This is a genomic window from Streptomyces sp. SID14515, assembly GCF_010548505.1.
Lineage (GTDB): Bacteria > Actinomycetota > Actinomycetes > Streptomycetales > Streptomycetaceae > Streptomyces > Streptomyces caviscabies.
Genome location: NZ_JAAGMH010000098.1, coordinates 1 through 26,220 on the forward strand (window position 1 = coordinate 1; position 26,220 = coordinate 26,220).

27 protein-coding genes are annotated in these 26,220 nt (G+C 70.1%); 6 read left to right on the forward strand and 21 right to left on the reverse strand.

Annotation, left to right across the window (positions count from 1 at the left end; all coding sequences use genetic code 11):
* From G3I54_RS21995 to G3I54_RS22010, 4 genes are all read right to left on the reverse strand, one after another.
* The coding region (locus G3I54_RS21995) for an ATP-binding protein (RefSeq protein WP_164616600.1) at positions 1 to 1,951 on the reverse strand (1,951 nt) is incomplete at its 3' end.
* 239 nt (positions 1,952 to 2,190) lie between these two features.
* Positions 2,191 to 2,514 carry an STAS domain-containing protein gene (locus tag G3I54_RS22000; protein ID WP_003966237.1) on the reverse strand — a complete coding sequence of 108 codons (324 nt, stop codon included), beginning with the start codon at positions 2,512 to 2,514 and terminating at the stop codon, positions 2,191 to 2,193.
* A 269-nt stretch (positions 2,515 to 2,783) separates the two neighbouring features.
* The gene (locus G3I54_RS22005) at positions 2,784 to 3,632 is read right to left on the reverse strand and encodes a 3-hydroxyacyl-CoA dehydrogenase family protein (RefSeq protein ID WP_030079294.1); all 849 of its coding nucleotides are present in this window, start codon (positions 3,630 to 3,632) and stop codon (positions 2,784 to 2,786) included.
* 150 nt (positions 3,633 to 3,782) lie between these two features.
* Complete coding sequence (locus tag G3I54_RS22010) at positions 3,783 to 4,424, reverse strand: TetR/AcrR family transcriptional regulator (protein WP_164616601.1); 642 nt, start codon at positions 4,422 to 4,424, stop codon at positions 3,783 to 3,785.
* A gap of 108 nt (positions 4,425 to 4,532) precedes the next feature.
* Between G3I54_RS22010 and G3I54_RS22015 the strand changes: the two genes are divergently transcribed.
* The 3 genes from G3I54_RS22015 to G3I54_RS22025 are packed head-to-tail and all read left to right on the forward strand — an operon-like array spanning position 4,533 to position 6,661.
* A complete protein-coding gene (locus G3I54_RS22015) occupies positions 4,533 to 5,315 on the forward strand; it encodes an ATP-binding cassette domain-containing protein (RefSeq protein ID WP_164616602.1) in 783 nt (260 codons plus the stop codon).
* Between the two features lie 10 nt (positions 5,316 to 5,325).
* The gene (locus G3I54_RS22020; RefSeq protein WP_164616603.1) at positions 5,326 to 6,075 is read left to right on the forward strand and encodes an ABC transporter permease; all 750 of its coding nucleotides are present in this window, start codon (positions 5,326 to 5,328) and stop codon (positions 6,073 to 6,075) included.
* Positions 6,076 to 6,088: 13 nt separating this feature from the next.
* On the forward strand, positions 6,089 to 6,661 hold the full coding sequence (locus tag G3I54_RS22025) for a cob(I)yrinic acid a,c-diamide adenosyltransferase (RefSeq protein WP_164616604.1): 573 nt from the start codon (positions 6,089 to 6,091) through the stop codon (positions 6,659 to 6,661).
* 3 nt (positions 6,662 to 6,664) lie between these two features.
* Here the strand turns inward: G3I54_RS22025 and G3I54_RS22030 are convergent, their stop codons facing one another.
* The gene (locus G3I54_RS22030) at positions 6,665 to 7,237 is read right to left on the reverse strand and encodes a hypothetical protein (RefSeq protein WP_164616605.1); all 573 of its coding nucleotides are present in this window, start codon (positions 7,235 to 7,237) and stop codon (positions 6,665 to 6,667) included.
* Positions 7,238 to 7,387: 150 nt separating this feature from the next.
* Between G3I54_RS22030 and G3I54_RS22035 the strand changes: the two genes are divergently transcribed.
* The 3 genes from G3I54_RS22035 to G3I54_RS22045 all read left to right on the forward strand — a co-directional run bounded on the left by G3I54_RS22035 (position 7,388) and on the right by G3I54_RS22045 (position 11,271).
* Positions 7,388 to 8,587 carry a histidine kinase gene (locus G3I54_RS22035; protein ID WP_164616606.1) on the forward strand — a complete coding sequence of 400 codons (1,200 nt, stop codon included), beginning with the start codon at positions 7,388 to 7,390 and terminating at the stop codon, positions 8,585 to 8,587.
* The gene (locus tag G3I54_RS22040) at positions 8,584 to 9,234 is read left to right on the forward strand and encodes a response regulator transcription factor (RefSeq protein ID WP_164616607.1); all 651 of its coding nucleotides are present in this window, start codon (positions 8,584 to 8,586) and stop codon (positions 9,232 to 9,234) included. The genes G3I54_RS22035 and G3I54_RS22040 overlap by 4 nt, the downstream gene beginning before the upstream one ends.
* A 165-nt stretch (positions 9,235 to 9,399) precedes the next feature.
* Positions 9,400 to 11,271 (forward strand): glycoside hydrolase family 18 chitinase, encoded by a 1,872-nt coding sequence (locus G3I54_RS22045; RefSeq protein ID WP_164616608.1) that lies wholly within the window; start codon positions 9,400 to 9,402, stop codon positions 11,269 to 11,271.
* Positions 11,272 to 11,392: 121 nt separating this feature from the next.
* On the opposite strand, the gene G3I54_RS22050 is transcribed toward G3I54_RS22045, so the two are convergent.
* The 16 genes from G3I54_RS22050 to prfA form a co-directional block, all read right to left on the reverse strand.
* On the reverse strand, positions 11,393 to 11,839 hold the full coding sequence (locus G3I54_RS22050; RefSeq protein ID WP_164616630.1) for a DUF2550 domain-containing protein: 447 nt from the start codon (positions 11,837 to 11,839) through the stop codon (positions 11,393 to 11,395).
* A 133-nt stretch (positions 11,840 to 11,972) separates the two neighbouring features.
* Positions 11,973 to 12,347: a F0F1 ATP synthase subunit epsilon gene (locus G3I54_RS22055; protein ID WP_010060164.1), complete on the reverse strand. Its 375-nt coding sequence runs from the start codon at positions 12,345 to 12,347 to the stop codon at positions 11,973 to 11,975.
* 109 nt (positions 12,348 to 12,456) lie between these two features.
* Positions 12,457 to 13,899 (reverse strand): F0F1 ATP synthase subunit beta, encoded by a 1,443-nt coding sequence (atpD, locus tag G3I54_RS22060; protein WP_030580926.1) that lies wholly within the window; start codon positions 13,897 to 13,899, stop codon positions 12,457 to 12,459.
* The gene (locus G3I54_RS22065) at positions 13,899 to 14,816 is read right to left on the reverse strand and encodes a F0F1 ATP synthase subunit gamma (RefSeq protein WP_164616609.1); all 918 of its coding nucleotides are present in this window, start codon (positions 14,814 to 14,816) and stop codon (positions 13,899 to 13,901) included. The genes atpD and G3I54_RS22065 overlap by 1 nt, the downstream gene beginning before the upstream one ends.
* Before the next feature lie 3 nt (positions 14,817 to 14,819).
* Complete coding sequence (atpA, locus tag G3I54_RS22070) at positions 14,820 to 16,391, reverse strand: F0F1 ATP synthase subunit alpha (protein WP_030580920.1); 1,572 nt, start codon at positions 16,389 to 16,391, stop codon at positions 14,820 to 14,822.
* Positions 16,392 to 16,528: 137 nt separating this feature from the next.
* Positions 16,529 to 17,344: a F0F1 ATP synthase subunit delta gene (locus tag G3I54_RS22075; protein ID WP_164616610.1), complete on the reverse strand. Its 816-nt coding sequence runs from the start codon at positions 17,342 to 17,344 to the stop codon at positions 16,529 to 16,531.
* A complete protein-coding gene (locus tag G3I54_RS22080; protein WP_164616611.1) occupies positions 17,341 to 17,886 on the reverse strand; it encodes a F0F1 ATP synthase subunit B in 546 nt (181 codons plus the stop codon). Before G3I54_RS22080 ends, G3I54_RS22075 begins: the two co-directional genes overlap by 4 nt.
* Positions 17,887 to 17,930: 44 nt before the next feature.
* Positions 17,931 to 18,161, reverse strand: coding sequence for an ATP synthase F0 subunit C (gene atpE, locus G3I54_RS22085; protein WP_164201926.1), 231 nt, complete (start codon positions 18,159 to 18,161; stop codon positions 17,931 to 17,933).
* A 66-nt stretch (positions 18,162 to 18,227) separates the two neighbouring features.
* On the reverse strand, positions 18,228 to 19,049 hold the full coding sequence (atpB, locus tag G3I54_RS22090) for a F0F1 ATP synthase subunit A (protein ID WP_343240386.1): 822 nt from the start codon (positions 19,047 to 19,049) through the stop codon (positions 18,228 to 18,230).
* 225 nt (positions 19,050 to 19,274) lie between these two features.
* Positions 19,275 to 19,712, reverse strand: a complete 438-nt coding sequence (locus G3I54_RS22095; protein WP_164616612.1) for a hypothetical protein — start codon at positions 19,710 to 19,712, stop codon at positions 19,275 to 19,277.
* Positions 19,713 to 19,976: 264 nt separating this feature from the next.
* The gene (locus G3I54_RS22100) at positions 19,977 to 21,368 is read right to left on the reverse strand and encodes an MraY family glycosyltransferase (protein ID WP_343240387.1); all 1,392 of its coding nucleotides are present in this window, start codon (positions 21,366 to 21,368) and stop codon (positions 19,977 to 19,979) included.
* A gap of 84 nt (positions 21,369 to 21,452) precedes the next feature.
* A complete protein-coding gene (glyA, locus tag G3I54_RS22105) occupies positions 21,453 to 22,739 on the reverse strand; it encodes a serine hydroxymethyltransferase (RefSeq protein WP_164616614.1) in 1,287 nt (428 codons plus the stop codon).
* 150 nt (positions 22,740 to 22,889) lie between these two features.
* On the reverse strand, positions 22,890 to 23,531 hold the full coding sequence (locus tag G3I54_RS22110) for a protein-tyrosine-phosphatase (protein WP_137233501.1): 642 nt from the start codon (positions 23,529 to 23,531) through the stop codon (positions 22,890 to 22,892).
* A complete protein-coding gene (locus G3I54_RS22115; RefSeq protein WP_164616615.1) occupies positions 23,528 to 24,175 on the reverse strand; it encodes an L-threonylcarbamoyladenylate synthase in 648 nt (215 codons plus the stop codon). The genes G3I54_RS22110 and G3I54_RS22115 overlap by 4 nt, the downstream gene beginning before the upstream one ends.
* 52 nt (positions 24,176 to 24,227) lie before the next feature.
* On the reverse strand, positions 24,228 to 25,073 hold the full coding sequence (gene prmC, locus G3I54_RS22120) for a peptide chain release factor N(5)-glutamine methyltransferase (RefSeq protein ID WP_007447711.1): 846 nt from the start codon (positions 25,071 to 25,073) through the stop codon (positions 24,228 to 24,230).
* Positions 25,074 to 25,119: 46 nt separating this feature from the next.
* Positions 25,120 to 26,196 (reverse strand): peptide chain release factor 1, encoded by a 1,077-nt coding sequence (gene prfA / locus G3I54_RS22125; protein WP_073802672.1) that lies wholly within the window; start codon positions 26,194 to 26,196, stop codon positions 25,120 to 25,122.
* Positions 26,197 to 26,220: the final 24 nt, after the last annotated feature.

The window sequence follows — 26,220 nt, forward strand, 5'->3', positions numbered from 1 at the left end:
CCGCGGCGGCCAGGTTGCGCCGGGCGCCGCCCAGGACCGCGACGCGCCCGCCGTTCCGGCGCGCGGCCGGGCCGGGCGGCAGCGAGGAGAGAACGGTGGGCTCATCCTCGGCGGGGTGCCGGACGAACAGCGGCGCCCCCGGCATCCCGCCGGGCGGCGTGCCCGGGGCGTCCTGGCGTACGACGGGCACCTCGTCGCCCGAGGGGGTGCGGTTCAACGGCTGGAAGTCGCCGGAGCGGTCCGCGACCAGGGCCAGCGCGCGGCGTCCGGCGACGGCCCCGGACTTGTCGGCGAGCGCGCCGCGCATGCCTATGGAGGTCTCCAGCTCGGTCCGGGCCCGGTCCGGGTTGCCGGTGCAGAGCGCGAGGACGCCCAACTCGTGGTGGAAGTAGGCCTCCTCGGCGACCTCACCGGCGATCCTCGCGGCCTCCTGGCCGATCCTGAGGGCCCGCTCCCAGGCTCCCCAGCCCAGGCCCGCGGCGAAGGCCGGGGAGGCGCTGCGGGCCAGCAGGACGGCCGCGCTGGCCGCTCCCACCTCGTCGCCCGGGACCAGCCGGGCCAGCGAGGCGACGATCGCGTCGGCCTCGGCGACGGCCCGGCGCGGGGTGACCGAGGGGTGCGAGGTCCACCAGGCGTAGTGCTGGGCGGCGGTACGGGCGTGGGCGGCGGCGTCGTCCTCGTAACCGGACGCCGCCAGCTGGGCGAGGACTCCGGCGGCGAGGCGGTAGCGGGGACCGGCCGGGGAGAGCAGGCCGCAGCCCGCGAGCTCGCCGAGCGCGGCGTCCGCGTGGGTGTCGCCGACCAGGGCCGGTAGATGGGCCTGGTGGGGCACCTCGCCGCCGAGGGCGACGGCGAAGCGCAGCGTCGCGCGGGCCGCCTCGCTGAGCCGGGAGGCGAGCAGCACGGCGGGCGCCGCGCCCTCGCCGAGGCTCGGCAGGGGCAGGTCGAGGGTCTCGGCGGTGGGCGCTCCGGGCGGTGGAGGCGCGTCTTCCGCACGTGGCTCGAAGTAGTCGTACTCGTCGAAGGCTTCGGGGTCCACGCGCAGCCGGTCGCGCTGGACGAGGAGGGATCCGGCCTGGACGAAGCGGAGCGGCAGGCCCTCGGACTCGAACCAGAGGTCGCCCGCCCAGTTCCGCTCGTCCTCGGCGAGGGGCCGCTCGACGACCTTCTCCAGCAGGGCCAGCGAGGCGCCGCGGCCGAGGCCGGCGAGGAGCACCTCCTCCAGGTGGGCGTCGACGCCGGGGGTGGTGATGTCGGGGGTGGCGGCGAGCAGGAAGGCGCACTCGGGGGTGGCGGCGAGCAGTTCGTCGAGGGCCGCTCCGCCGATCTCCAGGTCGTCGATGGTGACGACGGCGCCGATACCGCGGACGAGCGCGAGCAGTTCGTCGCGGTCGGGGCGGTGGCTGGGGGCCTTGTAGACGGTGTCGAAGAGGGCGTGCAGCAGATCGGCGCCGGTGCGGCCGCGGCCGTTGAGCCGGACGACCCCGTCGGGGGCCAGGTCCGCGCAGTCGGCGGCGACGGCGTCGAGCAGCGCGGTGCGGCCGGAGCCGACCTGGCCGGTGAGGCGGACGCTGCGGCCGCGCGCCAGCAGGCGGACCAGGCGCTCGCGCTCCTCCTCGCGCTCCAGGAGGGGCAGCTGCGGCGCGGGCGGGCCCGCGGGCACGGGGGGTGCGCCGGCGCGTTCGTGGTCGGCGCGTTCGGCGGGGGTACGGCGGACCGGGGCCTCGGGGCCCGAGCCGGGCGGGCAGGCCTCGACCTCGCTGCCGTCGACGGGGTTGACCGTCAGCAGCAGGTCTCCGGCGGTCAGCTGGACGACGCGGACCTGCTGCGGTGTCTGCGCGCCGAAGTCGGCGCCGCCGGAGTCGCGGGACGGCCGGCGGTGGCCGGGGTCGCCGCCGGAGCGGTCGTGGCCCTGCCCGTACTCTTCCGGTGCCCGGTGTGTCGGGTCCATCGCAAAGTCCCCCAGACGCGTCGTGCGTGGTTGCCCCTCCCGGCCTCGCACGCCCCGCTGTCGCTTCCGGTCCGGTGTCCGCCCATGGGTTCGGTGTCATTCGGCGGACGGCCGAACCCTAGACCTTGGCACAGTATTCATGAAGCGCCGGGGTGCCACGCCGTCCAGGTCGTCACGTTCCGGTGAGGATTGCGTGACTTTCTCAGCTCTCCGTACGGCCTCGGCCGCCCGGACGACCTCTAGACGCGCGGCAGCGACTCCGCGGCGATGCCGCCCTCGATGGCCAGGATGCGGTGCAGCCGGGTGGCCACCAGAAGGCGCTGCATCTGCGGCGGAACGCCGCGCAGCACGAGACGGCGTCCGGCCCGTCCGGCCCGGCGGTGGGCCCCCATGATGACGCCGAGTCCGGTGGCGTCCCAGGAGTCCAGCTCGGTCAGGTCCAGCACGAGGTCGCCGACTCCGTCGTCCACGGCCGAGTGCAGGACCGTACGGGCGTCCGCCGCGCTTCGGACGTCGAGGCGGCCCCCGACGACCAGCTCGGCGTGGTCGCCCCTGATGTGCATATGCGCTCCCCGGTCATGCTCCGTAGAAAGTCTGTCTGCCCTTACGGACCGTCTGTCCGCGAGGTCCGTCTGTCTGTTCTTCGCCGGCCCTGCCTCTGCCACCACTGACTGCCGCAACGACAGGGAAGTTGCCGTCTGTAAGCAAACCGATACCGAATTCACTCGGTGGAGTGACTCCGGTTCATCGGAGTCCGGTCACCGCCGGGTAAAATTCCCGGCTCCCCCGGCCCGGACGGCGGCGGGCCGACGGGCCGAGGGGGCGGATCCGGTCAGTACGTGTAGAACCCCTGCCCGCTCTTGCGCCCGATGTCACCTGCGTCGACCATCCGGCGCATCAGCTCCGGGGCGGCGAACTTCTCGTCCTGCGACTCGGTGTAGATGTTGCCGGTGGCGTGCAGCAGGATGTCGACGCCGGTCAGGTCCGCGGTGGCGAGCGGGCCCATCGCGTGGCCGAAGCCCAGCTTGCAGGCGATGTCGATGTCCTCGGCCGATGCGACGCCCGACTCGTACAGCTTGGCGGCCTCGACGACGAGCGCCGAGATCAGCCGGGTGGTGACGAAGCCCGCCACATCGCGGTTGACGACGATGCAGGTCTTGCCGACCGATTCGGCGAACTCCCGGGCGGTGGCGAGGGTTTCGTCGCTGGTCTTGTAGCCGCGCACCAGCTCGCAGAGCTGCATCATCGGGACCGGCGAGAAGAAGTGCACGCCGACGACGCGTTCCGGACGCTCCGTCACGGCCGCGATCTTGGTGATCGGGATGGCGGAGGTGTTGGACGCGAGGACGGTGTGCTCGCCGACGACCTTGTCCAGGGTGCGGAAGATCTCGTGCTTGACTTCCAGCTTCTCGAAGACGGCCTCCACGACGACGTCGGCGTCGGCCACGGCGTCGAGGTCGGTGGTCGTGGTGATGCGGGCGAGGGCGGCCTCGGCGTCGGCCGCGTCCAGCTTGCCCTTGGAGACGAACTTGTCGTACGAGGCCTTGATGCCGTCACGGCCCCGGGTCAGCGCGGCGTCGGTGACGTCCCGCAGCACGACGTCCCAGCCCGCCTGGGCGGAGACCTGCGCGATCCCGGATCCCATGAGTCCGGCCCCGATGACGGCGAGCTTCCTGGCCACGTTCGCACCCCTTGGTTTCTGTTCGCCCGTGCGCGTTTGTTCACGGCGGTTCACATTGCTCTCCGGCGGAGGTTAGTACCCGTCGGGCGCGCTGGGGCGGTGAAGAGATGCGCGTCACGTCTCAGATGACGGACATCACACCGGGACGCGTCATTCGGCTGCGCGCCGCGCGTAGTTGAGGACCTGGTCGCCGAGCAGCCCCTCGATGTCGTCGAGGACGCCGAGGGCGTCCCGGGAGACCTCGACGGCCTTGCGGCCCTTCATCATCTCCTGGCTGACATAGCCGACCAGGGCGTGTTCGATCCAGGCGATCTGGCCGCCGACGAGGAGCGGCAGCGGGTCGTCCTCGCTCGCGCCGGTGTCCTCGCGCAGGGTGGCGACGACGGACTGGAGCACCTCCTGCTGGAGGTACCAGAGGCGGGCCTTGAGGGTGGGGGCTTCCTCGATGACGCGCATGAAGTCGGCGAAGCCGTCCATCAGCCCGAACTCCGGGGAGACGGCGACGACGGCGGCGCGCACCTCGCGCAGGACGGCCTCGGCGGCCGACTCGCCCTTGTCGCGGGCGCGGACGTACCGGGCGACGCGCTGGGTGACGCCCTTCATCCGGTCGAGGAAGAGGTCCTCCTTGGCCGGGAAGTAGTTGTAGACGGTGTTCACGGAGACATCGGCCAGGTCGGCGATCTCGGCGACGGTCACCGTGACGAAGCCGTGCTGGAGGAACAGCCCGGTCGCCATGTCCGAGATGCGCTGCTTGGCCTGGCGCTTCTTGCGTTCCCTGAGTCCCTCAGCCATGCCCCCATCGTAGGACGCGCCGGACGATCATGAGGTCAGCACATTTTTGGGGTGACTTAGATTTTTGGAGACGTTGCATTTTTGGGGTCACTCTGTTTTTCTGGCCGCATGACCGTCATCAGCACCGCCGGGCTCGCCCGGACCTTCACGACCCCGAGCGGCCCGGTGGAAGCCGTCCGCTCCATCGACCTGACCATCCGCGCGGGAGAGATCGTCGCGCTCCTCGGCCCCAACGGCGCGGGCAAGACGACCACCCTGCGCATGCTCACGACGCTGCTCACCCCGACCGGCGGCGCGGCCACCGTGGCCGGTCACGATCTGCTCGCCGACCCCGCCGCCGTCCGCGCGGTCTGCGGGTACGTCGCCCAGTCCGGCGGCGTCGACCCGTATCTGACCGTCCGGGAGGAGCTGGTCACCCAGGGCCGGCTGTACCGGCTGAGCCGGTCGGAAGCGGCCGCGCGCGCCGAGGAGCTGGCCGCCGCGCTCGGCCTCGACGGGCTGCTCGACCGGAAGGCGGTGAGCCTCTCCGGTGGCCAGCGGCGGCGGCTCGACATCGCCATGGGCCTCACCCACCGCCCGGCCGTGCTCTTCCTGGACGAGCCGACCACGGGCCTGGACCCCGGCAGCCGGGCCGACCTGTGGGACCTGGTGCGGAGCCTGCGCGAGGAGACCGGCACCACCGTCGTCCTGACCACCCACTATCTCGACGAGGCGGACGCGCTGGCGGACCGGCTGATCCTGATCGACGGCGGCACGGTCGTCGCCGAGGGCACCCCCGCCGAACTGAAGACCCGGTACGCCGGCTCCCCCGACGCCTCCCTCCAGGACGCCTTCCTGGCCGCCACCGGACGCCCCGTCGCCCCTGCCGACACCGCCCCCGTAGCCGTATAGGACCTCATCAGTGCTCTTCCACGACACCGCGATCGTCTTCGGGCGGTACGCCCGGCAGACCCTGCGCTCCCGCTTCCAGGTCCTCTTCGGCCTGCTGATGCCGCTGCTCTATCTGTTCTTCTTCGGCCCGCTCCTCCAGGACCTGCCGCTCGGCTCCCCCGCCGACTCCTGGCAGATCCTCGTGCCCGGCCTGCTGCTCCAACTCAGCCTGTTCGGCGCGTCCTTCGCCGGTTTCGCGATCATCGTCGAGAAGTCGACGGGCGTGGTGGAGCGGATGCGGGTGACCCCGGTCAGCCGGCTGGCCCTGCTGCTGGGGCGGGTGCTGCGCGACGCCCTGCTGTTCACCTTCCAGGCCGTCCTGCTGGTGCTCGCCGCGCTGCTCATGGGGTTGCGCGCTCCGCTGGCGGGCGTCCTCATCGGCTTCGCGTTCACCGCCGTGCTGGCGCTCTCGCTGGCCTCGCTCTCGTACGCCCTGGCCATGCGCGTCAGCACCCCGCAGGAGTTCGGGCCGGTGATCAACGCGGTGACGATGCCGGCCATGCTGCTCTCCGGGCTGATGCTGCCCATCACGCTCGGTCCCGGCTGGCTGGACGTGCTCTCGCACTTCACCCCGTTCCGCTATCTGGTGGACGCGGTACGGGACGCCTACAGCGGCTCGTACGCCACCGCGCACATGCTCTACGGGGTCCTGGTCGCCGTGGGCTTCGCCGCCGCGGCCGTGACGGTGGGCACACGGGTCTTCCGGCGGGCCGGAGCGTAACTAGGCTGACCCCATGGTCAATCTGACGCGCATCTACACCCGGACCGGCGACCAGGGCACCACGGCCCTCGGCGACATGAGCCGCACCGCCAAGACCGATCTGCGGATCTCGGCGTACGCGGACGCCAACGAGGCCAACGCGGTGATCGGGACCGCCATCGCGCTGGGGCAGCTGTCCGAGGACGTGGTGAAGGTCCTCGTCCGCGTCCAGAACGACCTCTTCGACGTGGGCGCGGACCTGTGCACCCCCGTGGTGGAGGACCCGAAGTATCCGCCGCTGCGGGTCGAGCAGTCGTACATCGACAAGCTGGAAGCGGACTGCGACACCTTCCTGGAGGAGCTGGAGAAGCTGCGCAGCTTCATCCTCCCGGGAGGTACGCCGGGGGCCGCCCTGCTGCACCAGGCCTGCACCGTGGTCCGGCGCGCGGAGCGGTCCACCTGGGCGGCCCTGGAGGTGCACGGCGACTCCATGAACACGCTGACCGCCACCTATCTCAACCGCCTCTCCGACCTCCTGTTCATCCTGGCGCGGAGCGCCAACAAGGAGGTCGGAGACGTGCTGTGGGTGCCGGGCGGCGAACGGTAGGCCCTAGAAGCGGTCGGCCGGCTCGCGGTCCGTCACCGCGTCCCGGGGCGCCTGCTTGGGCCACACCGTGTAGCCCCCGGCGATGATCAGGTTGATGCCGACGACCCAGCCCATCTTCTGCTGCCACATCCGCAGCGATTCGGTGTCCCCTCCCCCGCCGACGTACCAGATCGCCGCCTGGAGCAGGCCCGCCGCGACCACCGCGGCGAGGATCCAGCGGGCGGCCGTACGCCACTCGTGGATCGCGCGGGCCGTGCCGTACTTCGGGGGCTTGACCGGCGGCGGGCCGCCGAACCAGCGGTGGGCGACCCAGGCGTCCACCTTCTTGATGGTGTGGTGGCCGAGGCCGACCGTGAAGCCGATGTAGACGGCGGCCAGGCCGTGCTTCCAGTCCGGCTCGGCCCCGTTCTTCAGGTCGACGGCCGTCACCACCAGCAGCACGACCTCCAGCAGCGGCTCGCACAGCAGCACGGCCGCGCCGAGCTTCGGCTTCCTCGCGACGTACCGCAGAGCGAGTCCGGCGGCCAGCAGAACCCAGAATGCGACCTCGCAGGCCACGACCAGTAGGGCGATCACGACTCTCTCCTCCCGTTCCCTTTCAGCGTCCCGGCCGCCGGGCGCGGATACGTCGTCGGCAGTGACGAAACGGGACTGCATCGTTCGATGTAGTCGCGGATCGGCCCGCGAAGGGAGGTCCGGCGGCGGCGGTGCGTGTTGGATGGAGGGGTGCTCACCTCGATCCGCCCCGACCGCGACGCGGTGGCCCTCGCCGTCTCCGGGCTGCTCGGGGGGCTGCTCCTGTGGCTGCTGGGCCTCCACACCCAGGGCGGCCACTCCTTCTCCGCGCCCTGGGTCACGCTCGTACCGCTGACCGCCATGGCCGCGGCCGAGCTGCTGCGCCGCACCGCCCCGCGCACGGCGCTGACGATCGGCGCGCTCGCGCTGGTGGCGGACCAGTTCACCTGGGGCAACCTCGCCACCATCCTGATGTTCACGGACGTCATGTACGCGGCCGTGCTGTACGGGAGCCCGGCCGCCGCCCGCCGCCTCCCGGTGGCCACCCTCCTGATCACCGTCGCGTCCACGATCGGCTTCCTGGCCTGGTTCCGTAAGCCGGAGGCGCTGCTGATCGGCCTGGTCATCGGGCTGGTCTCCTTCATCCCCGCCCTCACCGGAGTCAGCGTGCGCACCCACCGCACCGCCGCCGACGCGGCCCGGCTGGCCGCCGCCCAGACCGCGCGGCTGGCCGAGATGGACCGGAGGCAGGCGGTGATCGCCGAGCGGGCCCGGATGGCCCGGGAGCTGCACGACATGGTGGCCAACCACCTTTCCGCCGTGGCGATCCACTCCACCGCGGCCCTGTCCATCGACGATCCGGAGACCTCCCGCAACGCCCTGAAGGTGATCCGCGAGAACAGCGTCGAGGGGCTCGCGGAGATGCGCCGGCTGATCGGCCTGCTTCGGGAGGGCGGCGAGGACGACGCCCCGGCCGCGGCCCCGACGCTGGCGGCGCTGGACGCCCTGATCGAGCAGGCGAACGTCAACGGGGCGTCCGGCGGGCTCGTCTGCACTCTGGAGGACACCCGGAGCCCGGGGGCCGGCGCGCTGCCGACGCCCGTCGAGCTGGCCGCGTACCGGATCGTGCAGGAGTCCCTGACCAACGCCCTCAAGCACGCGGCGCCGGGGCCGGTCGTGGTGCGGCTCGGCCGGGCCGGGGAGCTGCTGACGGTCGAGGTGAGCAGTGTGTTCGGCAGCCGGTCCGGGCCCACGGCGCCCGGCTCGGGGGCGGGTCTGGTGGGCATGCGGGAGCGGGTGGCGCTGCTCGGCGGGACGATCACCGCGCGGGCGGAGCCGGACGGCGGGGGAACCAAGATCTGGCGGGTGCGGGCCGAACTGCCCGTGACGGAGAGGACGATGAGGGAATGACGATCCGGGTACTGGTCGCGGAGGACCAGTCGGCGGTGCGCGCGGGGCTGGTGCTGATCCTCTCCAGCGCGCCGGACATCGAGGTCGTCGGGGAGGCGGGGGACGGCGAGGCGGCGGTGCGCCTGGCGCGTGAACTCCGCCCGGATCTGGTGCTGATGGATGTGCAGATGCCGCGCCTCGACGGGGTGTCGGCGACACGGCAGGTGGTCGCGGAGGAGCTCGCGGACGTCCTGGTGCTGACCACGTTCGACCTGGACGAGTACGTCTTCGGGGCGCTGCGCGCGGGGGCCGCCGGCTTTCTGCTGAAGAACACCGACGCCCGCGATCTGCTGGAGGCGGTACGGACGGTGGCGCGCGGCGAGGGGCTCATCGCCCCGGCCGTGACGCGCCGGCTGATCGCGGAGTTCGCCGGATCGACGTCCGTACGCGGTCGGGGAACGGCCGATCCGGCGGTGCTGGACGCGCTCACCCGGCGCGAGCGCGAGGTGCTGGGGTGTCTGGGCGAGGGGCTGTCGAACGCGGAGATCGCGCTGCGCCTCTCGATGGCCGAGGCCACGGTGAAGACCCACGTCAGCAGGCTGCTGGGCAAGCTGGAGCTGCGCAGCCGGGTCCAGGCGGCCGTTCTGGCCCAGGAGTTGGGGATCTGATCGGGTTACCGATCTTTGGTCCAGACCTCTTGACGGTTGGTCCAGACCTTTCTACTGTCACCGACACACACTGCGGTGAGTACGAGAGCACCCGTACTCAGGGCGGCGCAGGGTTTGCAGTCCACGAATCACCCCCGTTTGTTGGACCTCACCCGAGGAGCACCGTTGAGCACTGACACCCCCCAACGCCGTTCCAGATTCAGATGGATCCCCACCCCGAGCGGCAGATCCAAGGTCGTCGCGGGCCTGACCGCGCTGGTCGTGCCGCTGGCCGCGATGGTGGGGCTCGCCTCCCCCGCCTCGGCAGCCGCGTCGGCCACCGCCACGTACACCAAGAAGTCGGACTGGGGCAGCGGCTTCGAGGGCCAGTGGACGGTGAAGAACACCGGCACCACCGCGCTCTCCTCCTGGACCATCGAGTGGGACTTCCCCTCCGGCACCTCGGTCGGCTCCGCCTGGGACGCCACCGTCACCAGCAGCGGCACCCACTGGACCGCCAAGAACCTTTCCTGGAACGGGTCCGTGGCGCCCGGCGCCAGCATCAGCTTCGGCTTCAACGGCACCGGCTCCGGCTCCCCCACCGGCTGCAAGCTGAACGGCGCCTCCTGTGACGGCGGCAGCGTGCCCGGCGACAACCCGCCCTCGGCCCCCGGCACCCCGACCACCAGCGATGTCACCAACACCTCGGTGAAGCTCAGCTGGAGCGCCGCGACCGACGACAACGGCGTCAAGAACTACGACGTGCTGCGCGACGGCGCGAAGGTCGCCACGGTCACCGGCACGACGTACACCAACACCGGCCTCACCGCCGGCACCGACTACTCCTACGCCGTGCAGGCCCGGGACACCGCCGACCAGACCGGCCCGGTCTCCGGCTCCGTCTCCGTGCGCACCACCGGAGGCGGCGGTGAACAGCCCGGCGGCGACAAGATCAACCTGGGCTACTTCACCAACTGGGGCGTCTACGGGCGCAACTACCACGTCAAGAACCTGGTGACGTCCGGTTCCGCCGCGAAGATCACGCACATCAACTACGCCTTCGGCAACGTGCAGAACGGCAAGTGCACCATCGGCGACTCCTACGCCGACTACGACAAGGCGTACACCGCCGACCAGTCCGTCGACGGCGTCGCCGACACCTGGGACCAGCCGCTGCGCGGCAACTTCAACCAGCTGCGCAAGCTGAAGGCCAAGTACCCGCACATCAAGGTCCTCTGGTCGTTCGGCGGCTGGACCTGGTCCGGCGGCTTCCCCCAGGCCGCGCAGAACCCCGCCGCCTTCGCCCAGTCCTGCTACGACCTGGTCGAGGACCCCCGCTGGGCCGATGTCTTCGACGGCATCGACCTCGACTGGGAGTACCCCAACGCCTGTGGTCTCACCTGTGACACCAGCGGCCCGGCCGCGCTGAAGAACCTCGCCTCGGCCGTGAAGACGAAGTTCGGCGCGGGCAACCTGGTCACCGCCGCCATCACCGCGGACGGCTCGGCCGGCGGCAAGATCGACGCCGCCGACTACGCGGGCGCCGCCCAGTCCTTCGACTGGTACAACGTGATGACGTACGACTTCTTCGGCGCCTGGGCGGCCAAGGGCCCGACGGCCCCGCACTCGCCGCTGAACCCGTACACCGGCATCCCGCAGGAGGGCTTCACCTCCGCCGACGCCATCGCCAAGCTGAAGGCCAAGGGCGTCCCGGCCAAGAAGCTGCTCCTCGGCATCGGCTTCTACGGCCGCGGCTGGACCGGCGTCACCCAGTCCGCCCCCGGCGGCACGGCGACCGGCGCGGCCCCGGGCACGTACGAGGCGGGCATCGAGGACTACAAGGTCCTCAAGAGCTCCTGCCCGGCCACCGGCACCATCGCCGGCACCGCGTACGCCCACTGCGGCACCAACTGGTGGAGCTACGACACCCCGGCCACCATCGGCTCGAAGATGACCTGGGCGAAGAACCAGGGCCTGGGAGGCGCGTTCTTCTGGGAGTTCTCCGGTGACACCACCAACGGCGAACTGGTGAGCGCGATCAACAGCGGTCTCCAGTAGTCCCCACGCCGTAACAGCACCACCGCACCGCCCCGGAAAAGCACCGGGGAGACGGGTCCGCCCCCCGTCTCCCCGGTTTTTCGCTGTGCACGGCAGGTGCGTCGACAGCTACGCGACGTGCTCAGGCCACGTTCACCCGCTGGCCGGGCGGCGCCGCCTCCAGCCAGGCCAGGAAGCCGGTCAGCGCGTCCTCGCTCATCGCCAGCTCCAGGCGCGTCCCCCGGTGGAGACAGCCGAGCACGACGGAGTCGGACAGGAGCGCCAGCTCCTCCTCGCCCTCCGGCAGCCGGCGGGCGATCACCTCGATCGCAGAACGCTCCAGGCCCCGACGGGGGCGAGGAGCGTAGGAGAAGACCCGGAACCAGTCGACGCGGTCACCGCTGTAGCGGGCGACCCCGTAGACCCAGCCTTTGCCGAGCGCATCGGGTTCCTCCGACACGTCCCAGCGCAGGCTGCAGTCGAAGGTTCCGCCGGACCGCTGGATCAGCCGCCGGCGCAGGCCGAAGACGAACAGTCCCAGCAGGACCATGACGACGACGGACAAGCCCACCCACAACGCGAGGACCATCTCCACCGACCTCCTCGCATCGTCGAGTAACGAACACCGAAACCGTATTGCACCTGCATCGCCTCAGCCGCGACACGGCTGGATTGCTCCAGCTCGGGCCGCGGCTGAGTAAAAACATCTGTCCGTGGGGGTGCTAGAGCACCGCCACCGCACGCAGACGGATCTCGGCGCGCCGCTCAGCGGCAGCGTCGGCATCCGACTTGGCGAGCTCCAGCGCCCGCTCGGCGCGCTGGACATCGATCTCGTCGGCCAGCTCGGCGATCTCGGCCAGCAGCGACAGCTTGTCGTCCGCGAACGAGATGAATCCACCGTGCACAGCGGCGATCACGGTGCCGCCCTCGCTCGTGCGGATCGTCACCGGGCCCGATTCCAGCACACCGAGAAGCGGCTGGTGACCGGGCATGACGCCGATGTCGCCGGACGTGGTACGCGCGACGACCAGGGTGGCCTCGCCGGACCAGACACTTCGGTCCGCGGCGACCAGCTCGACATGCAGCTCAGCAGCCAAGGGTGGCTCCTCGGGTCACCACCCGGCCGCCCGGCCGGGTGTTGGGTCAATTCTACGGGGCGTGGTGAGGGGGGTGGGACACACCCACCCCCCTCGGTGAGCCGGAGGCTCAGGAGACGCCGAGCTCCTTGGCCTTGGCCTTGAGGTCGTCCAGGCCACCGCACATGAAGAACGCCTGCTCGGGGAAGTGGTCGTAGTCCCCGTCGCAGATCGCGTTGAACGCGGCGATCGACTCGTCGAGCGGGACGTCCGAACCGTCCAGGCCGGTGAACTGCTTGGCGGCGTGGGTGTTCTGCGACAGGAAGCGCTCGACGCGACGGGCACGGTGGACGACGAGCTTGTCCTCCTCGCCCAGCTCGTCGATACCGAGGATCGCGATGATGTCCTGGAGGTCCTTGTACTTCTGCAGGATCCCCTTGACGCGGCTGGCCGCGGCGTAGTGGTCCTGGGAGATGTAGCGCGGGTCCAGGATGCGGGACGTGGAGTCCAGCGGGTCCACGGCCGGGTAGATGCCCTTCTCGGAGATCGGACGGGAGAGAACCGTCGTCGCGTCGAGGTGGGCGAACGTGGTGGCCGGGGCCGGGTCGGTCAGGTCGTCCGCGGGGACGTAGATCGCCTGCATCGAGGTGATCGAGTGACCACGCGTCGAGGTGATGCGCTCCTGGAGCACACCCATCTCGTCGGCCAGGGTCGGCTGGTAACCCACCGCGGACGGCATACGGCCGAGCAGCGTGGAGACCTCGGAGCCGGCCTGCGTGAAGCGGAAGATGTTGTCGATGAAGAGCAGCACGTCCTGCTTCTGCACATCGCGGAAGTACTCCGCCATGGTCAGGGCGGACAGGGCCACGCGCAGACGCGTCCCCGGCGGCTCGTCCATCTGGCCGAAGACGAGCGCGGTCTTCTCCAGAACGCCCGACTCGGTCATCTCGTCGATGAGGTCGTTGCCCTCACGGGTGCGCTCACCGACACCGGCGAACACCGACACACCGTCGTGCAGCTTCGCCACACGCATGATCATTTCCTGGATGAGGACCGTCTTGCCGACGCCCGCACCACCGAACAGACCGATCTTGCCGCCCTTGACGTACGGGGTCAGCAGGTCGACGACCTTCAGGCCGGTCTCGAACATCTCGGTCTTCGACTCGAGCTGGTCGAAGGCCGGGGCCTTGCGGTGGATCGGCCAGCGCTCGGTGATCTGCGCCTCGGCCTCCGGCTCGTTCAGGATCTGACCGAGGGTGTTGAACACCTTGCCCTTGGTGATGTCACCGACGGGGACGGTGATGCCCGCGCCCGTGTCGGTCACCGCGGCCTGGCGGACCAGGCCGTCGGTGGGCTGCATCGAGATCGCGCGGACCACTCCGTCGCCCAGGTGCTGGGCGACTTCCAGGGTCAGCGTCTTGCGGGCGCCGTCCTCGGCGGGGTCCGCGACCTCGACGTGGAGGGCGTTGTAGATCTCCGGCATCGCGTCGACGGGGAACTCCACGTCGACGACCGGGCCGATGACCCGGGCGACGCGGCCCGTGGCAGCGGCCGTCTCAACAGTGGTCGTCATTACTTGTCACTCCCCGCGGTCGCGTCGGCCAGAGCACTGGCACCGCCGACGATCTCGCTGATTTCCTGGGTGATTTCGGCCTGGCGGGCCGCGTTGGCAAGCCGGGACAGGCTCTTGATGAGGTCCCCGGCGTTGTCGGTGGCCGACTTCATCGCACGGCGGCGGGCAGCGTGCTCGGAAGCGGCCGCCTGCAGCAGTGCGTTGTAGATACGGCTCTCGACGTAGCGCGGCAGAAGGGCGTCGAGGACGTCCTCGGCCGACGGCTCGAAGTCGAACAGCGGAAGGATCTCACCCTTGCGGGTGCTCTCCTCGGCGACCTCGTCGAGCGAAAGCGGCAGCATCCGGTCGTCGACCGCGTTCTGCGTCATCATCGACACGAATTCCGTGAAGACGATGTGCAGCTCGTCGACGCCGCCCTCGGCCGTTTCCTTCTGGATGGCCTCGATCAACGGGGCGGCGATGCGCTTGGCATCGGCGTACGCCGGGTTGTCGGTGAAGCCGGTCCAGGAGTCCTCGACCTTGCGCTCGCGGAAGCCGTAGTACGCGACACCCTTGCGGCCGACGATGTACGTGTCGACCTCCTTGCCCTCGGAGGCAAGGCGCTCCCGCAGTCGCTCCGCGGCCTTGATGGCGTTGGAGGAGTAGCCGCCGGCCAGACCGCGGTCGCTCGTGACGAGCAGGACCGCGGCCCGGGTCGGGGCTTCGACCTCGGTGGTGAGCGGGTGCTTGGCGTTGGAGCCGGTCGCCACCGCGGTCACCGCACGGGTGAGCTCGGTCGCGTACGGCTGGGACGCCGCCACCTTGCGCTGCGCCTTGACGATGCGCGAGGCGGCGATCATCTCCATCGCCTTGGTGATCTTCTTGGTCGCGGTGACGGCTTGGATGCGGCGCTTGTAAACGCGAAGCTGAGCGCCCATCGATCAGCCCTCGCCCAGGAGCTTGCCGTCCGAGGTCTCGAACTGCTGCTTGAAGGCGGCGATCGCGTCGGCGATCGACTGCAGCGTGTCGTCGGACATCTTGCCGCCCTCGGCGATGCTGGTCAGGAGGTCCTTGCGCTCACGGCGCAGGAACTCCAGCAGCTCGGCCTCGAAGCGACGGATGTCCTCGACCGGGACGTCGTCCATCTTGCCCGTGGTGCCGGCCCAGACCGAGACGACCTGCTCCTCCATCGGGAACGGGGCGTACTGCGGCTGCTTCAGCAGCTCGACCATGCGCTTACCGCGCTCCAGCGAGGCCTTCGAGGCCGCGTCCAGGTCGGAACCGAAGGCGGCGAACGCCTCCAGCTCGCGGTACTGGGCGAGGTCCACGCGAAGCCGGCCGGAAACCTGCTTCATGGCCTTGTGCTGGGCGGAGCCACCGACTCGGGAGACCGAGATACCGACGTTGAGCGCCGGACGCTGACCCGCGTTGAACAGGTCGGACTCCAGGAAGCACTGGCCGTCGGTGATGGAGATGACGTTGGTCGGAATGAACGCCGACACGTCGTTCGCCTTGGTCTCGACGATCGGGAGGCCCGTCATCGAACCGGCGCCCATCTCGTCGGAGAGCTTGGCGCAGCGCTCCAGCAGACGCGAGTGCAGGTAGAAGACGTCGCCCGGGTAGGCCTCGCGGCCCGGCGGGCGGCGCAGCAGCAGGGACACGGCGCGGTAGGCGTCGGCCTGCTTCGAGAGGTCGTCGAAGATGATCAGGACGTGCTTGCCCTGGTACATCCAGTGCTGGCCGATGGCCGAACCGGTGTACGGCGCCAGGTACTTGAAGCCGGCCGGGTCGGACGCCGGGGCGGCGACGATGGTCGTGTACTCCAGCGCACCGGCCTCTTCGAGCGCACCACGCACGGAGGCGATGGTGGAACCCTTCTGACCGATGGCGACGTAGATGCAGCGCACCTGCTTGTTCACGTCGCCCGAGCGCCAGTTGTCGCGCTGGTTGATGATCGTGTCGACGGCCAGCGCGGTCTTACCCGTCTGACGGTCGCCGATGATCAGCTGACGCTGGCCGCGGCCGATCGGCACCATGGCGTCGACGGCCTTGTAGCCGGTCTGCATCGGCTCGTGCACCGACTTACGGACCATGACGCCAGGGGCCTGCAGCTCGAGGGCGCGACGGCTGTCGGTCGCGATCTCGCCGAGACCGTCGATCGGGTTGCCGAGCGGGTCGACGACACGGCCGAGGTAACCCTCGCCGACGCCGACGGAGAGCACCTCACCGGTGCGCTGCACCGGCTGGCCCTCCTCGATTCCGCTGAACTCGCCGAGGACGATCGCACCGATCTCGCGCTCCTCGAGGTTGAGGGCGAGACCGAGGGTGCCGTCCTCGAACTTCAGCAGCTCGTTCGCCATGGCGGAGGGCAGACCCTCCACCTTCGCGATGCCGTCGCCGGCAACGCTGACCGTACCGACCTCCTCGCGCGAGGCCGCGTCCGGCTGGTACGACTGGACAAAGTTATCCAGTGCGTCCCGGATCTCCTCCGGCCGGATCGTGAGCTCCGCCATCTGGGTTCCCTGCTCTCCTTGTTGGGCCCGAAGTTTCTTAAGGGGTCTGGGGCAACCCCCAGGAATCTTCTGCAATTTCTGCACGGCCCAACCGGGCCGCTGTTCTTGCTCGTTCAGTTGGTGCGGTTCGTGCGCCGTCAGCTGACCATCCGGCGGGTCGCCTCGGCGAGGCGCTCCGCGATCGTGCCGTTGATGACCTCGTCACCGACGCGCACCGAGATCCCGCCGAGGACCGCGGGGTCCACGTCCAGGTTCAGATGCATCTGCCGGCCGTAGATCTTCGCCAGGGCCGCGCCGAGGCGCTGCTTCTGGCGATCGGACAGCGGCACCGCCGAGGTGACCACGGCGACCATGCGATTTCGGCGCTCCGCGGCGAGCTTGGACAGGGACTCGAATCCTGCCTCCAGGCTACGTCCACGGGGCTGCGTCACGAGGCGCGTGACGATTCGCTCGGTGGCGGGCTGCGTCCGGCCGCCGAGCAGGCTGCGCAGCAGCTCACCCTTGTTGGCGACGGAAGCCGTCCGGTTGGTCAGCGCGGAGCGCAGTTCCTTGTCGGAGCCGACGATCCGGGTGAACCGGAACAGTTCGTCCTCGACATCGTCGAGGACACCGCTCTGCTGGGCGGCGGTGAGGTCTGCGGTGTTCGCCAGCTCCTCGACCGAGTCCACCAGGTCACGCGACTGCGACCAGCGGGAACGGACCATGCCGGAGACCAGGTCCACGGCTTCGCCGCCCACCTGACCGCTCAGCAGCCGTCCGGCCAGCTCGGCCTTGGCCTGACCGCCCTGCGACGGGTCGGTGAGGACCCGGCGCAGCGATACCTCGCGGTGGAGCAGCGCGGTGACGGCTGCCAGCTCCTCGGCGAGCTTCGCCGCGTCGACCGATGTGTTGTCGGTCAGCGCGTCGAGACGCTCACGTGCGGCAGCCAGTGCCTCGCGGCTCGCTCCGTTCATCGGACGGCCTCGGCCTTCGCCTCGAGCTCGTCGAGGAAACGGTCGACGGTGCCGCTCTGCCGGGCGTGGTCCTCGAGGGACTCGCCAACCAGCTTGCCGGCCAGGGCGGTGGCGAGTGTGCCCACGTCCTGCCGCAGCGCGGAAGCCGCGGACTTCCGGTCGGCCTCGATCTGAGCATGGCCCGCGGCGATGATCTCTTCGCGCTGCCGCTGACCTTCCGCCCTCATCTCCTGGATGATGACGGCGCCCTGCTCCTGCGCCTCCTGGCGCAGACGCGCGGCCTCGTGACGGGCCTCGGCGAGCTGAGCCTTGTACTGCTCAAGAACGCTCTGGGCCTCGGTCTGGGCCGCATCCGCCTTCTCGATACCGCCCTCGATCGCCTCGCGGCGCTCTTCCAGAACCTTGTTGATGTTCGGAAGCAGCTTCTTGGCGAGGAAGCCGAAGACGATGGCGAAAGCGAGGAGGCCGACGACGACCTCGGGGATTTCCGGGATGAGGGGGTTCTGAGCCTCCTCGGCCGCGATATGGAGCAGTGCGCTCATATCAGAGTGCCTTTCGTCTAGTGGTCTGGTCGCGGATCAGACGATTACAGGCCGTAGACGAACGGCATGACCAGGCCGATCAGAGCGAGCGCCTCACAGAAGGCGAAGCCGAGGATCTGGTTGGAACGGATGAGGCCGGCCGCCTCGGGCTGCCGGGCCAGGGCCTCGGTGCCCTTGCCGAAGATGATGCCGACGCCGATGCCGGGGCCGAAGGCGGCGATGCCGTAACCGATAGAAGCGATCGAGCCGGTGACGGCCGCGAGGGTCTGGGACATACCAGTTCTTCCTTTTCTTCACGGGCCGGTGGGGGTTGGCCACCGGTTGACTGGGGGAGGGGTGACTCAGTGCTGCGCTTTGAGCGCGCCCTGAATGTAGGTGCAGGTCAGCAGGACGAAGACGTAGGCCTGCAGCGCCTGGATGAAGAGCTCGAAGCCGGTCATCACGATGACCATCACGAACGACACGCCGGCGTAGGCGATGCCGATGCCGTTGAGCAGGTACCAGCTGGCGATGGTGAACAGCAGCAGGAGGATATGCCCGGCGAACATGTTCGCGAAGAGTCGCACGGCGTGGGTGAAGGGCCTCACGAGCAGGTTCGAGAAGGCCTCGATCAGCATGACCACGGGCAGCGCGGCACCGAGCGATTTGTCGTAACCGGTGAAGTTCTTCATGGCCCCGACGAAACCGTGCCGCTTGAAGGTCAGGGAGATCCACACGACGTAGACGATGGCGGCGAGCACCATCGGATAGCCGATGCTGGACGTCACCGGGAACTGGGCGAGCGGAATGATCGACCAGAGGTTCATGATCCAGACGAAGAAGAACAGCGACACAATGAGGGGGACGTACTTCTCGCCCTCACGCTTGCCGATGGTCTCGTGGACGATTCCGCGCCGGATGAAGTCGTAGCCAGTCTCGGCGACCATCTGCAGCTTGCCGGGAACGACCTTTGGCTTCCGGAAGGCCAACCAGAAGAAGCCGACCACGATGACCGAGCCGAGGAGCGCGAGCAGCATCGTCTTGTTGAAGTACATGCTGCCGCTTGCCTCACCCCACAGGGGCTTGAACAGGAACGAGTGCAGGCCGGGAGAGGGGAAGCCACAGCCGTCGAAGATGTGGCAGTCGGTCTCGAAAGCGAGCACCTGTGTAGGGTCAGCACTCACCGCGAGCTCCTTCAGCGTGGCGCATGGGTACGGCAACCTCGTAGTGTCGGTGCGGATCGGAGCCGCGGTTCGGCACGGGACTGGTGTAACGGATGTGGGAGCGACTGTGCGACATCCCGCATGGTGATGCGCTAGGCGGCAGCCGCGAGGCCCGAACCCGCGATGCAGCAGCTCGCACCGGACGATAGCAGGGTCCGACCTGCGCCCTTATTCCGGCCCTACGCCTCACGACGAGTGCCCGGAGTTCTTGCCCTTGTCACCGTCGGTCGAGTCCGGGTCGATGTAGAAGATCTTCGCCTTCACCTGGGCGCGCGCCTGTCCGGCGACCCAGGTGAGCGTGGTGGCGACCAGCGTGAGCGCGAATACCTTCGGGTCGAACAGGGACGTGTCCTTGAACACCGCGATGAAGATGAACAGCAGCAGGATCTGGGCCAGGTACAGCATCAGGGCCGCCGCCTGGAACAGGTTCGGCAGAGATTTGGCGATGTACTGAAGGGCGAACAGCCCGATCCCCATGAAGAGGACCACCACGAGCGTTGCCACGACCGATCCGATCACCCCCTGACCGCCGGCGACCAGTCCGCCGACGACGGCAGCAACGGTGCCGACGGCGACGGTGGGTACGGCAGCCTGAATCAGGATCCGGGTGTCGATGGAGGGCATGGCGGTGTCTCCGCATGGCAGGGGGTGGGCAGTGGTCATTAGGGATGAGCGTAGGCCCGGTCCGCGAGGCGGATCTTCGGGCCAATAGACCATCTCATCAGGGTCCTTCGGCCCCGTCGCCGGGTCTCGTGAACGGTATCACAAACTATTTGATGAGGTCTTTACCTGGAAAGTGTGCCAACTGTCACACATGAGGGTTACTCCGCGCGTGTGTGCACGACAAGGCGGCGCAATGTCTGGTAATGCACCGCAGGATCCGAATCGTCAGCGCGAGGAGTCGATGGAACGGCGATCCGGGAACCGCGAACGAGCGCCGATCGCGGTAGCGCCGTTGACGCCGGACACCCCGACCGCCACAGGGGCCCGTTCGGCGGTCTCCTCGCCCATCTGAGCGGCTGCCGCGCCCTGTTGGGCCCCGGAGGCCGCCAGGGCCGGCTTCTCGCCGTGAGAGGGCGACGGGGCGGGAGCCTGCTCCGCCGCCCGGTGCCGGTAGCGCGGCGGGACGAAGCGGTTGGCCCAGTGCGGGGCGCGCGGGGTGAAGCGCGGCATCAGCAGCAGGACCAGGCCCACCGCGCTCGACGCGATGATGACGAAGACGATCCACATCGAGGCCGAGTGCACCGAGTAGGCGACCGCGCCGAAGGCGATCAGGGCCGACCAGAAGTACATGATCAGCACGGCCCGGCTGTGCGAGTGGCCGATCTCCAGCAGCCGGTGGTGCAGGTGGCCCCGGTCGGCGGCGAACGGCGACTGGCCGTTCCAGGTGCGCCGGACGATGGCGAGGACCAGGTCGGCGGCCGGGATCGCGATGATCGTCAGCGGCAGCACCAGCGGGATGAAGACCGGGAGCATCGCGTGGGTGGCCCCGCGCTCGCTGCCGAAGATCTGCATGTTGTCCGGGTCGACCTGGCCCGTGATCGAGATCGCGCCCGCCGCCAGCACCAGGCCGATCAGCATCGAGCCCGAGTCGCCCATGAAGATCCGCGCCGGGTGCATGTTGTGCGGCATGAAGCCGAGGCACATGCCCATCAGGATCGCCGCGAACAGCGTCGCGGGGGCCGCCGCCTCGATCCCGTAACCCATCCACAGGCGGTAGGCGTACAGGAAGAACGCCGCCGAGGCGATGCACACCATGCCCGCCGCGAGCCCGTCCAGGCCGTCGACGAAGTTGACCGCGTTGATCGTGATGACGACCAGCGCCACCGTGAGCAGCGTGCCCTGCCATGGGGTGAGCGCGACCGTGCCGATGCCCGGGATCGGCAGCCACAGGATCGTGAGGCCCTGGATGACCATGACGGCGGCGGCGATCATCTGGCCGCCGAGCTTGATCAGCGCGTCGATCTCGAACTTGTCGTCCAGGACGCCGATCAGCCAGATCAGCGCGGCGCCGGAGAGCAACGCCCGTGGCTCGTTGGAGAGTTCGAAGACGCCGTTCAGGTTGTACAGGTGGTCGGCGACGATCAGTCCCGCACACAGTCCGCCGAACATGGCGATGCCACCGAGCCGAGGAGTCGGTTCCCGGTGGACGTCGCGCGCGCGGATCGCGGGCATCGCCCCGACCGCGATGGCGAACTTACGCACCGGTCCGGTCAGCAGATAAGTCACCGCTGCCGTGACACAGAGCGTCAGCAGGTAATCACGCACGGGCTGCCCCACAGAATTCGCCGGCCATCTGAGCCCCACACCCTAGTCTCTGAAACAAGGACTCCACGGTACGGGTGATGGTTCCACGGGACTCGCCTACCCCGGATACGGCGGATTGCGCAGGGCCAGTTCACGGACCTCCGCCGCGATCGGGCTCACATCGCCCGGCTCCCGTACGGCCGCTCCGAACAGGGCGGCGATCCTGGCCATGTCCCCGTCGTCCATCCCCTGCGTGGTGACGGCGGCGGTGCCCAGGCGGATGCCCCGGGCGTCCCCGTACGGCAGTGCGCAGGTGTCCAGGACCATGCCGGCCGCCGCCAGCCGCATCCGCGCGGTGCGGCCGTCGACGCCGAGCGGGGCCGGGTCCGCGACCACGATGTGGGTGTCGGTGCCGCCCGTGGTGACCTCGAAACCCTCCGCCTCCAGGCCGGCGGCGAGCACCCGGGCGTGGGCGACGACCTGGTGGGCGTAGAGCGTGTACGCGGGTGTCTCCGCCTCCCCGAACGCGACCGCCTTCGCCGACACCGTGTGCATCTGCGCCCCGCCCTGGGTGAACGGGAACACCGCCCGGTCGATCCGCCCGGCCAGCTCCGCGCCGCACAGGATCATGCCGCCGCGCGGCCCGCGCAGCACCTTGTGCGTGGTGGCGCAGACCACGTCGGCGTACGGGACCGGGCTCGGCGCCGCTCCCCCGGCGATCAGCCCCATCGGGTGAGCGGCGTCCGCGATCAGATACGCGCCGACCTCGTCGGCGATCTCGCGGAACAGCGCGTAGTCGGGGTGGCGGGGGTAGGAGATCGAGCCGCAGACGATGGCCTTGGGGCGGCGGGCGCGGGCCAGGGCGCGGAGCCGGGTGTGGTCGATGAGCCCGGTGTCCGGGTCCACGCCGTAGCCGACGAAGTCGAACCAGCGGCCGGAGAAGTTGCCCGGCGCCCCGTGGGTGAGGTGTCCGCCGTACGGCAGTCCCATCGCGAGGACCGTGTCGCCCGGGCGCAGCAGCGCGGCGTAGGCGGCGAGGACGGCCGAGGAGCCGGAGTGCGGCTGGACGTTGGCGTGTTCGGCGCCGAAGAGGGCGGTGGCCCGGCGGACCGCGATGCGTTCGGCGGCGTCCGCGTGCTCGCAGCCGCCGTGGTGGCGGGCGCCCGGGTAGCCCTCGGCGTACTTGTTGGCGAGCGGGGAGCCGAGGGCGGCGAGGACCGCGGGCGACTGGAAGTTCTCGCCGGCGATCAGCTGGAGGGTGCTCGCCTGGCGGTCCCTCTCCGCGCGCAGGACCCCGGCGACCTCCGGGTCCTGGCGGAGCAGGGCGCCGAAGTCCTGGGGCAGGGCGTCGGGCGCGGGCGACACGGCTGCGGGTGCGGGTACGGCGGGAGAGGTGACCGGCATGGGACGGCTCCGGGCCTGGAGGTGGGTGCGCCGGCGAGGGGTGCCGGTGTCAGCTCCAATGTAGGCCGGGGCCGGGCGCCGTGCCCGCTGTCGCGGCATCCCGTACGCCGGTCGGCGCACCGGCCGCCCGGTGCGGCGCGGGTGTGCCCCTCAGCTCGGGGCGCGTACGCCGGTGAGCGCGGTGACGACCGGGTCGAGGGCCTGGTTGATCTCGTCGCCGATGGAGCGGAAGAAGGTGATGGGGGCGCCGTAGGGGTCGTAGACCTCGTCCGCCTCGGCGGTCGGGGCCAGCAGCCAGCCGCGCAGCGCGGCGGCGGCGCGCACCAGGGCGCGGGCGCGCTCGACGACGCCCTCGTCGCGCGGGTCGGGCAGGGTGGCCGGGTCTATGGCCCGTACCAGCCGGGTGAACTCCTTGAGCGTGAAGGTGCGCAGGCCCGCGGAGTGGCCCATGGAGATGACCTGGGCGCGGTGGTCGCGGGTGGCGGTGAGGACCAGGTCGGCGCGGATGACGTGCTCGTCGAGGAGCTCGCGGCCGACGAAGCCGCTGGCGTCCGCGCCGAAGTCGGCCAGGACGACCTCGGCGTTGGCCTCCATGGGCGCGCCTTCATGGCCCCAGGTGCCCGCGCTCTCCACGATCAGGCCGCCGCTGAGCGGGTCGCCGAGGCGGTCCACCAGGGCATGGCGGGTCAGCCGCTCGGTGATCGGTGAGCGGCAGACGTTGCCGGTGCTGACGTGGAGGATGCGGAAGGTGTCGGTCCGCCCCGCTATGCCACGCCCCTCGGGGGCGGTCAATTGGCCACCTCGAGGTCGGGGACCACCTTGCGCAGCTCCTCCGCGGAGAGGGCGCCGGCGCGCAGCAGGACCGGGGTGGCGCCGGTGACGTCGACGATCGAGGACGGCACGATGCCGGGCGTCGGGCCGCCGTCGAGGTAGACGGAGACGGAGTCGCCGAGCATGCCCTGGGCGGCGTCGCAGTCCTCCGGCGCGGGGTGTCCGGTGAGGTTGGCGCTGGAGACGGCCATCGGGCCGACCTCGGTGAGCAGCTCGATGGCGACCGGGTGCAGCGGCATCCGGATGGCGACGGTGCCCCGGGTGTCGCCGAGGTCCCACTGGAGGGAGGGCTGGTGCCGGGCGACGAGGGTGAGAGCGCCGGGCCAGAAGGCGTCGACGAGCTCCCAGGCCTCCTCCGAGAAGTCGGTGACCAGGCCGTGCAGGGTGTTCGGCGAGCCGATCAGGACAGGGGTGGGCATGTTGCGGCCCCGGCCCTTGGCGTCGAGCAGGTCCGCGACGGCCTCCGCGGTGAAGGCGTCCGCACCGATCCCGTACACGGTGTCGGTGGGCAGCACGACCAGTTCGCCCCGGCGGACGGCCGATGCGGCCTCGCGCAGACCCGTGGTCCGGTCGGTGGCGTCGTTGCAGTCGTATCGCCGAGCCATCAGCCGGCCTCCTCGGACAGGTGCGGGTACGGGTGGTGGTGCCGGGGGCCGGTCACGGCATGGCCTTGCGGGCGGTGGCGAACCGGGGCCGCTTGTTCAGGTCGGGGTGGTCGGCGGCATCCGCCCAGCCCCGCTCCTCGGTGAAGATCCACGGCACCTGGCCGCCCTGGGTGTCGGCGTGCTCGATGACGACGAGGCCGCCGGGGCGCAGCAGACGGTGGGCGGTGCGCTCGATGCCGCGGATGGTGTCGAGGCCGTCCTCGCCGGAGAACAGGGCCATCTCCGGGTCGTGGTCGCGGGCCTCGGGGGCGACGTACTCCCATTCGGTGAGCGGGATGTACGGCGGGTTGGAGATCACCAGGTCGACCTGGCCGTCGAGCTCGGGAAGGGCGCTCAGGGCGTCTCCCTTGTGCACGGTGACCCTGGACCCCTCGGCGTTCTTCCGCGTCCACCTGAGGGCGTCCTCTGACAGCTCCACGGCGTGCACCTTGGAGCGGGGCACCTCCTGCGCCATGGCGAGCGCGATGGCGCCCGATCCGGTGCACAGGTCGACGACGACGGGCTCGACGACGTCCATCGCGCGCACGGCGTCTATCGCCCAGCCGACGACCGACTCGGTCTCCGGCCGGGGCACGAAGACACCCGGTCCGACCTGGAGTTCCAGGTAGCGGAAGAAGGCGCGGCCGGTGATGTGCTGGAGGGGTTCGCGGGCCTCGCGGCGGGCGATCGTCTCCCAGTACCGGGCGTCGAAGTCGGTGTCGGGCACCGTGTGCAGCGCGCCCCGCTTCACCCCGTGGACGAAGGCCGCGAGTTCCTCGGCGTCGAATCGCGGTGAGGGGACACCGGCGTCGGCCAGCCGCTGGGTGGCCTGGGCCACCTCGGCGAGCAGCAGGTTCATCGCGGTTCTCCGTACGGTTTACGGGTGTGCGGGGCGGGCGGGTCGCTTACGCGTTGGCGAGCTTGGCGGCGGAGTCGGCGTCGACGCATGCCTGGATGACGGCGTCGAGCTCTCCGTCGAGCACCTGGTCCAAGTTGTACGCCTTGAAGCCGACGCGGTGGTCCGAGATGCGGTTTTCCGGGAAGTTGTACGTCCGGATCTTCTCGGAGCGGTCGACGGTACGCACCTGGCTGCGGCGGACGTCGGAGGCCTCCTGCTCGGCGGCCTCCTGGGCGGCGGCCAGCAGCCGGGAGCGCAGGATGCGCATGGCCTGCTCCTTGTTCTGGAGCTGGCTCTTCTCGTTCTGGCAGGAGGCGACGACGCCGGTCGGCAGGTGGGTGATGCGGACGGCGGAGTCGGTCGTGTTGACGGACTGGCCGCCGGGTCCTGAGGAGCGGTAGACGTCGATACGGAGATCGTTGGCGTGGATCTCGACGTCGACCTCCTCGGCCTCGGGGGTGACGAGCACGCCCGCGGCGGAGGTGTGGATACGGCCCTGGGACTCGGTGGAGGGCACGCGCTGCACCCGGTGCACGCCGCCCTCGTACTTCATCCGGGCCCAGACGCCCTGGCCGGGCTCGGTGGCGCCGTTGCCGCCCTTGGTCTTCACGGCGACCTGGACGTCCTTGTAGCCGCCGAGCTCGGACTCGGTGGAGTCGATGATCTCGGTCTTCCAGCCGACGCGCTCGGCGTAGCGCAGATACATGCGCAGCAGGTCGCCGGCGAACAGGGCGGACTCGTCGCCGCCGGCGCCCGCCTTGATCTCCAGGAGCACGTCCTTGTCGTCGCTGGGGTCGCGCGGGACGAGGAGGAGGCGGAGCTTCTCGGTGAGCTCCTCGCGCTGCTTCTCCAGGTCCTTGACCTCGGCGGCGAAGTCGGGGTCGTCCGCGGCGAACTCGCGCGCGGTCTCGATGTCCTCGCCGGTCTGCTTCCAGCTCCGGTACGTGGAGACGATCGGGGTCAGCTCCGCGTAGCGCTTGTTCAGCTTGCGCGCGTTGGCCTGGTCGGCGTGGACCGACGGATCGGCGAGCTTCTTCTCGAGACCGGTGTGTTCACCGATCAGTTCCTCGACCGCCTCGAACATTCGGGGGCTCCTGTTGATGACGTC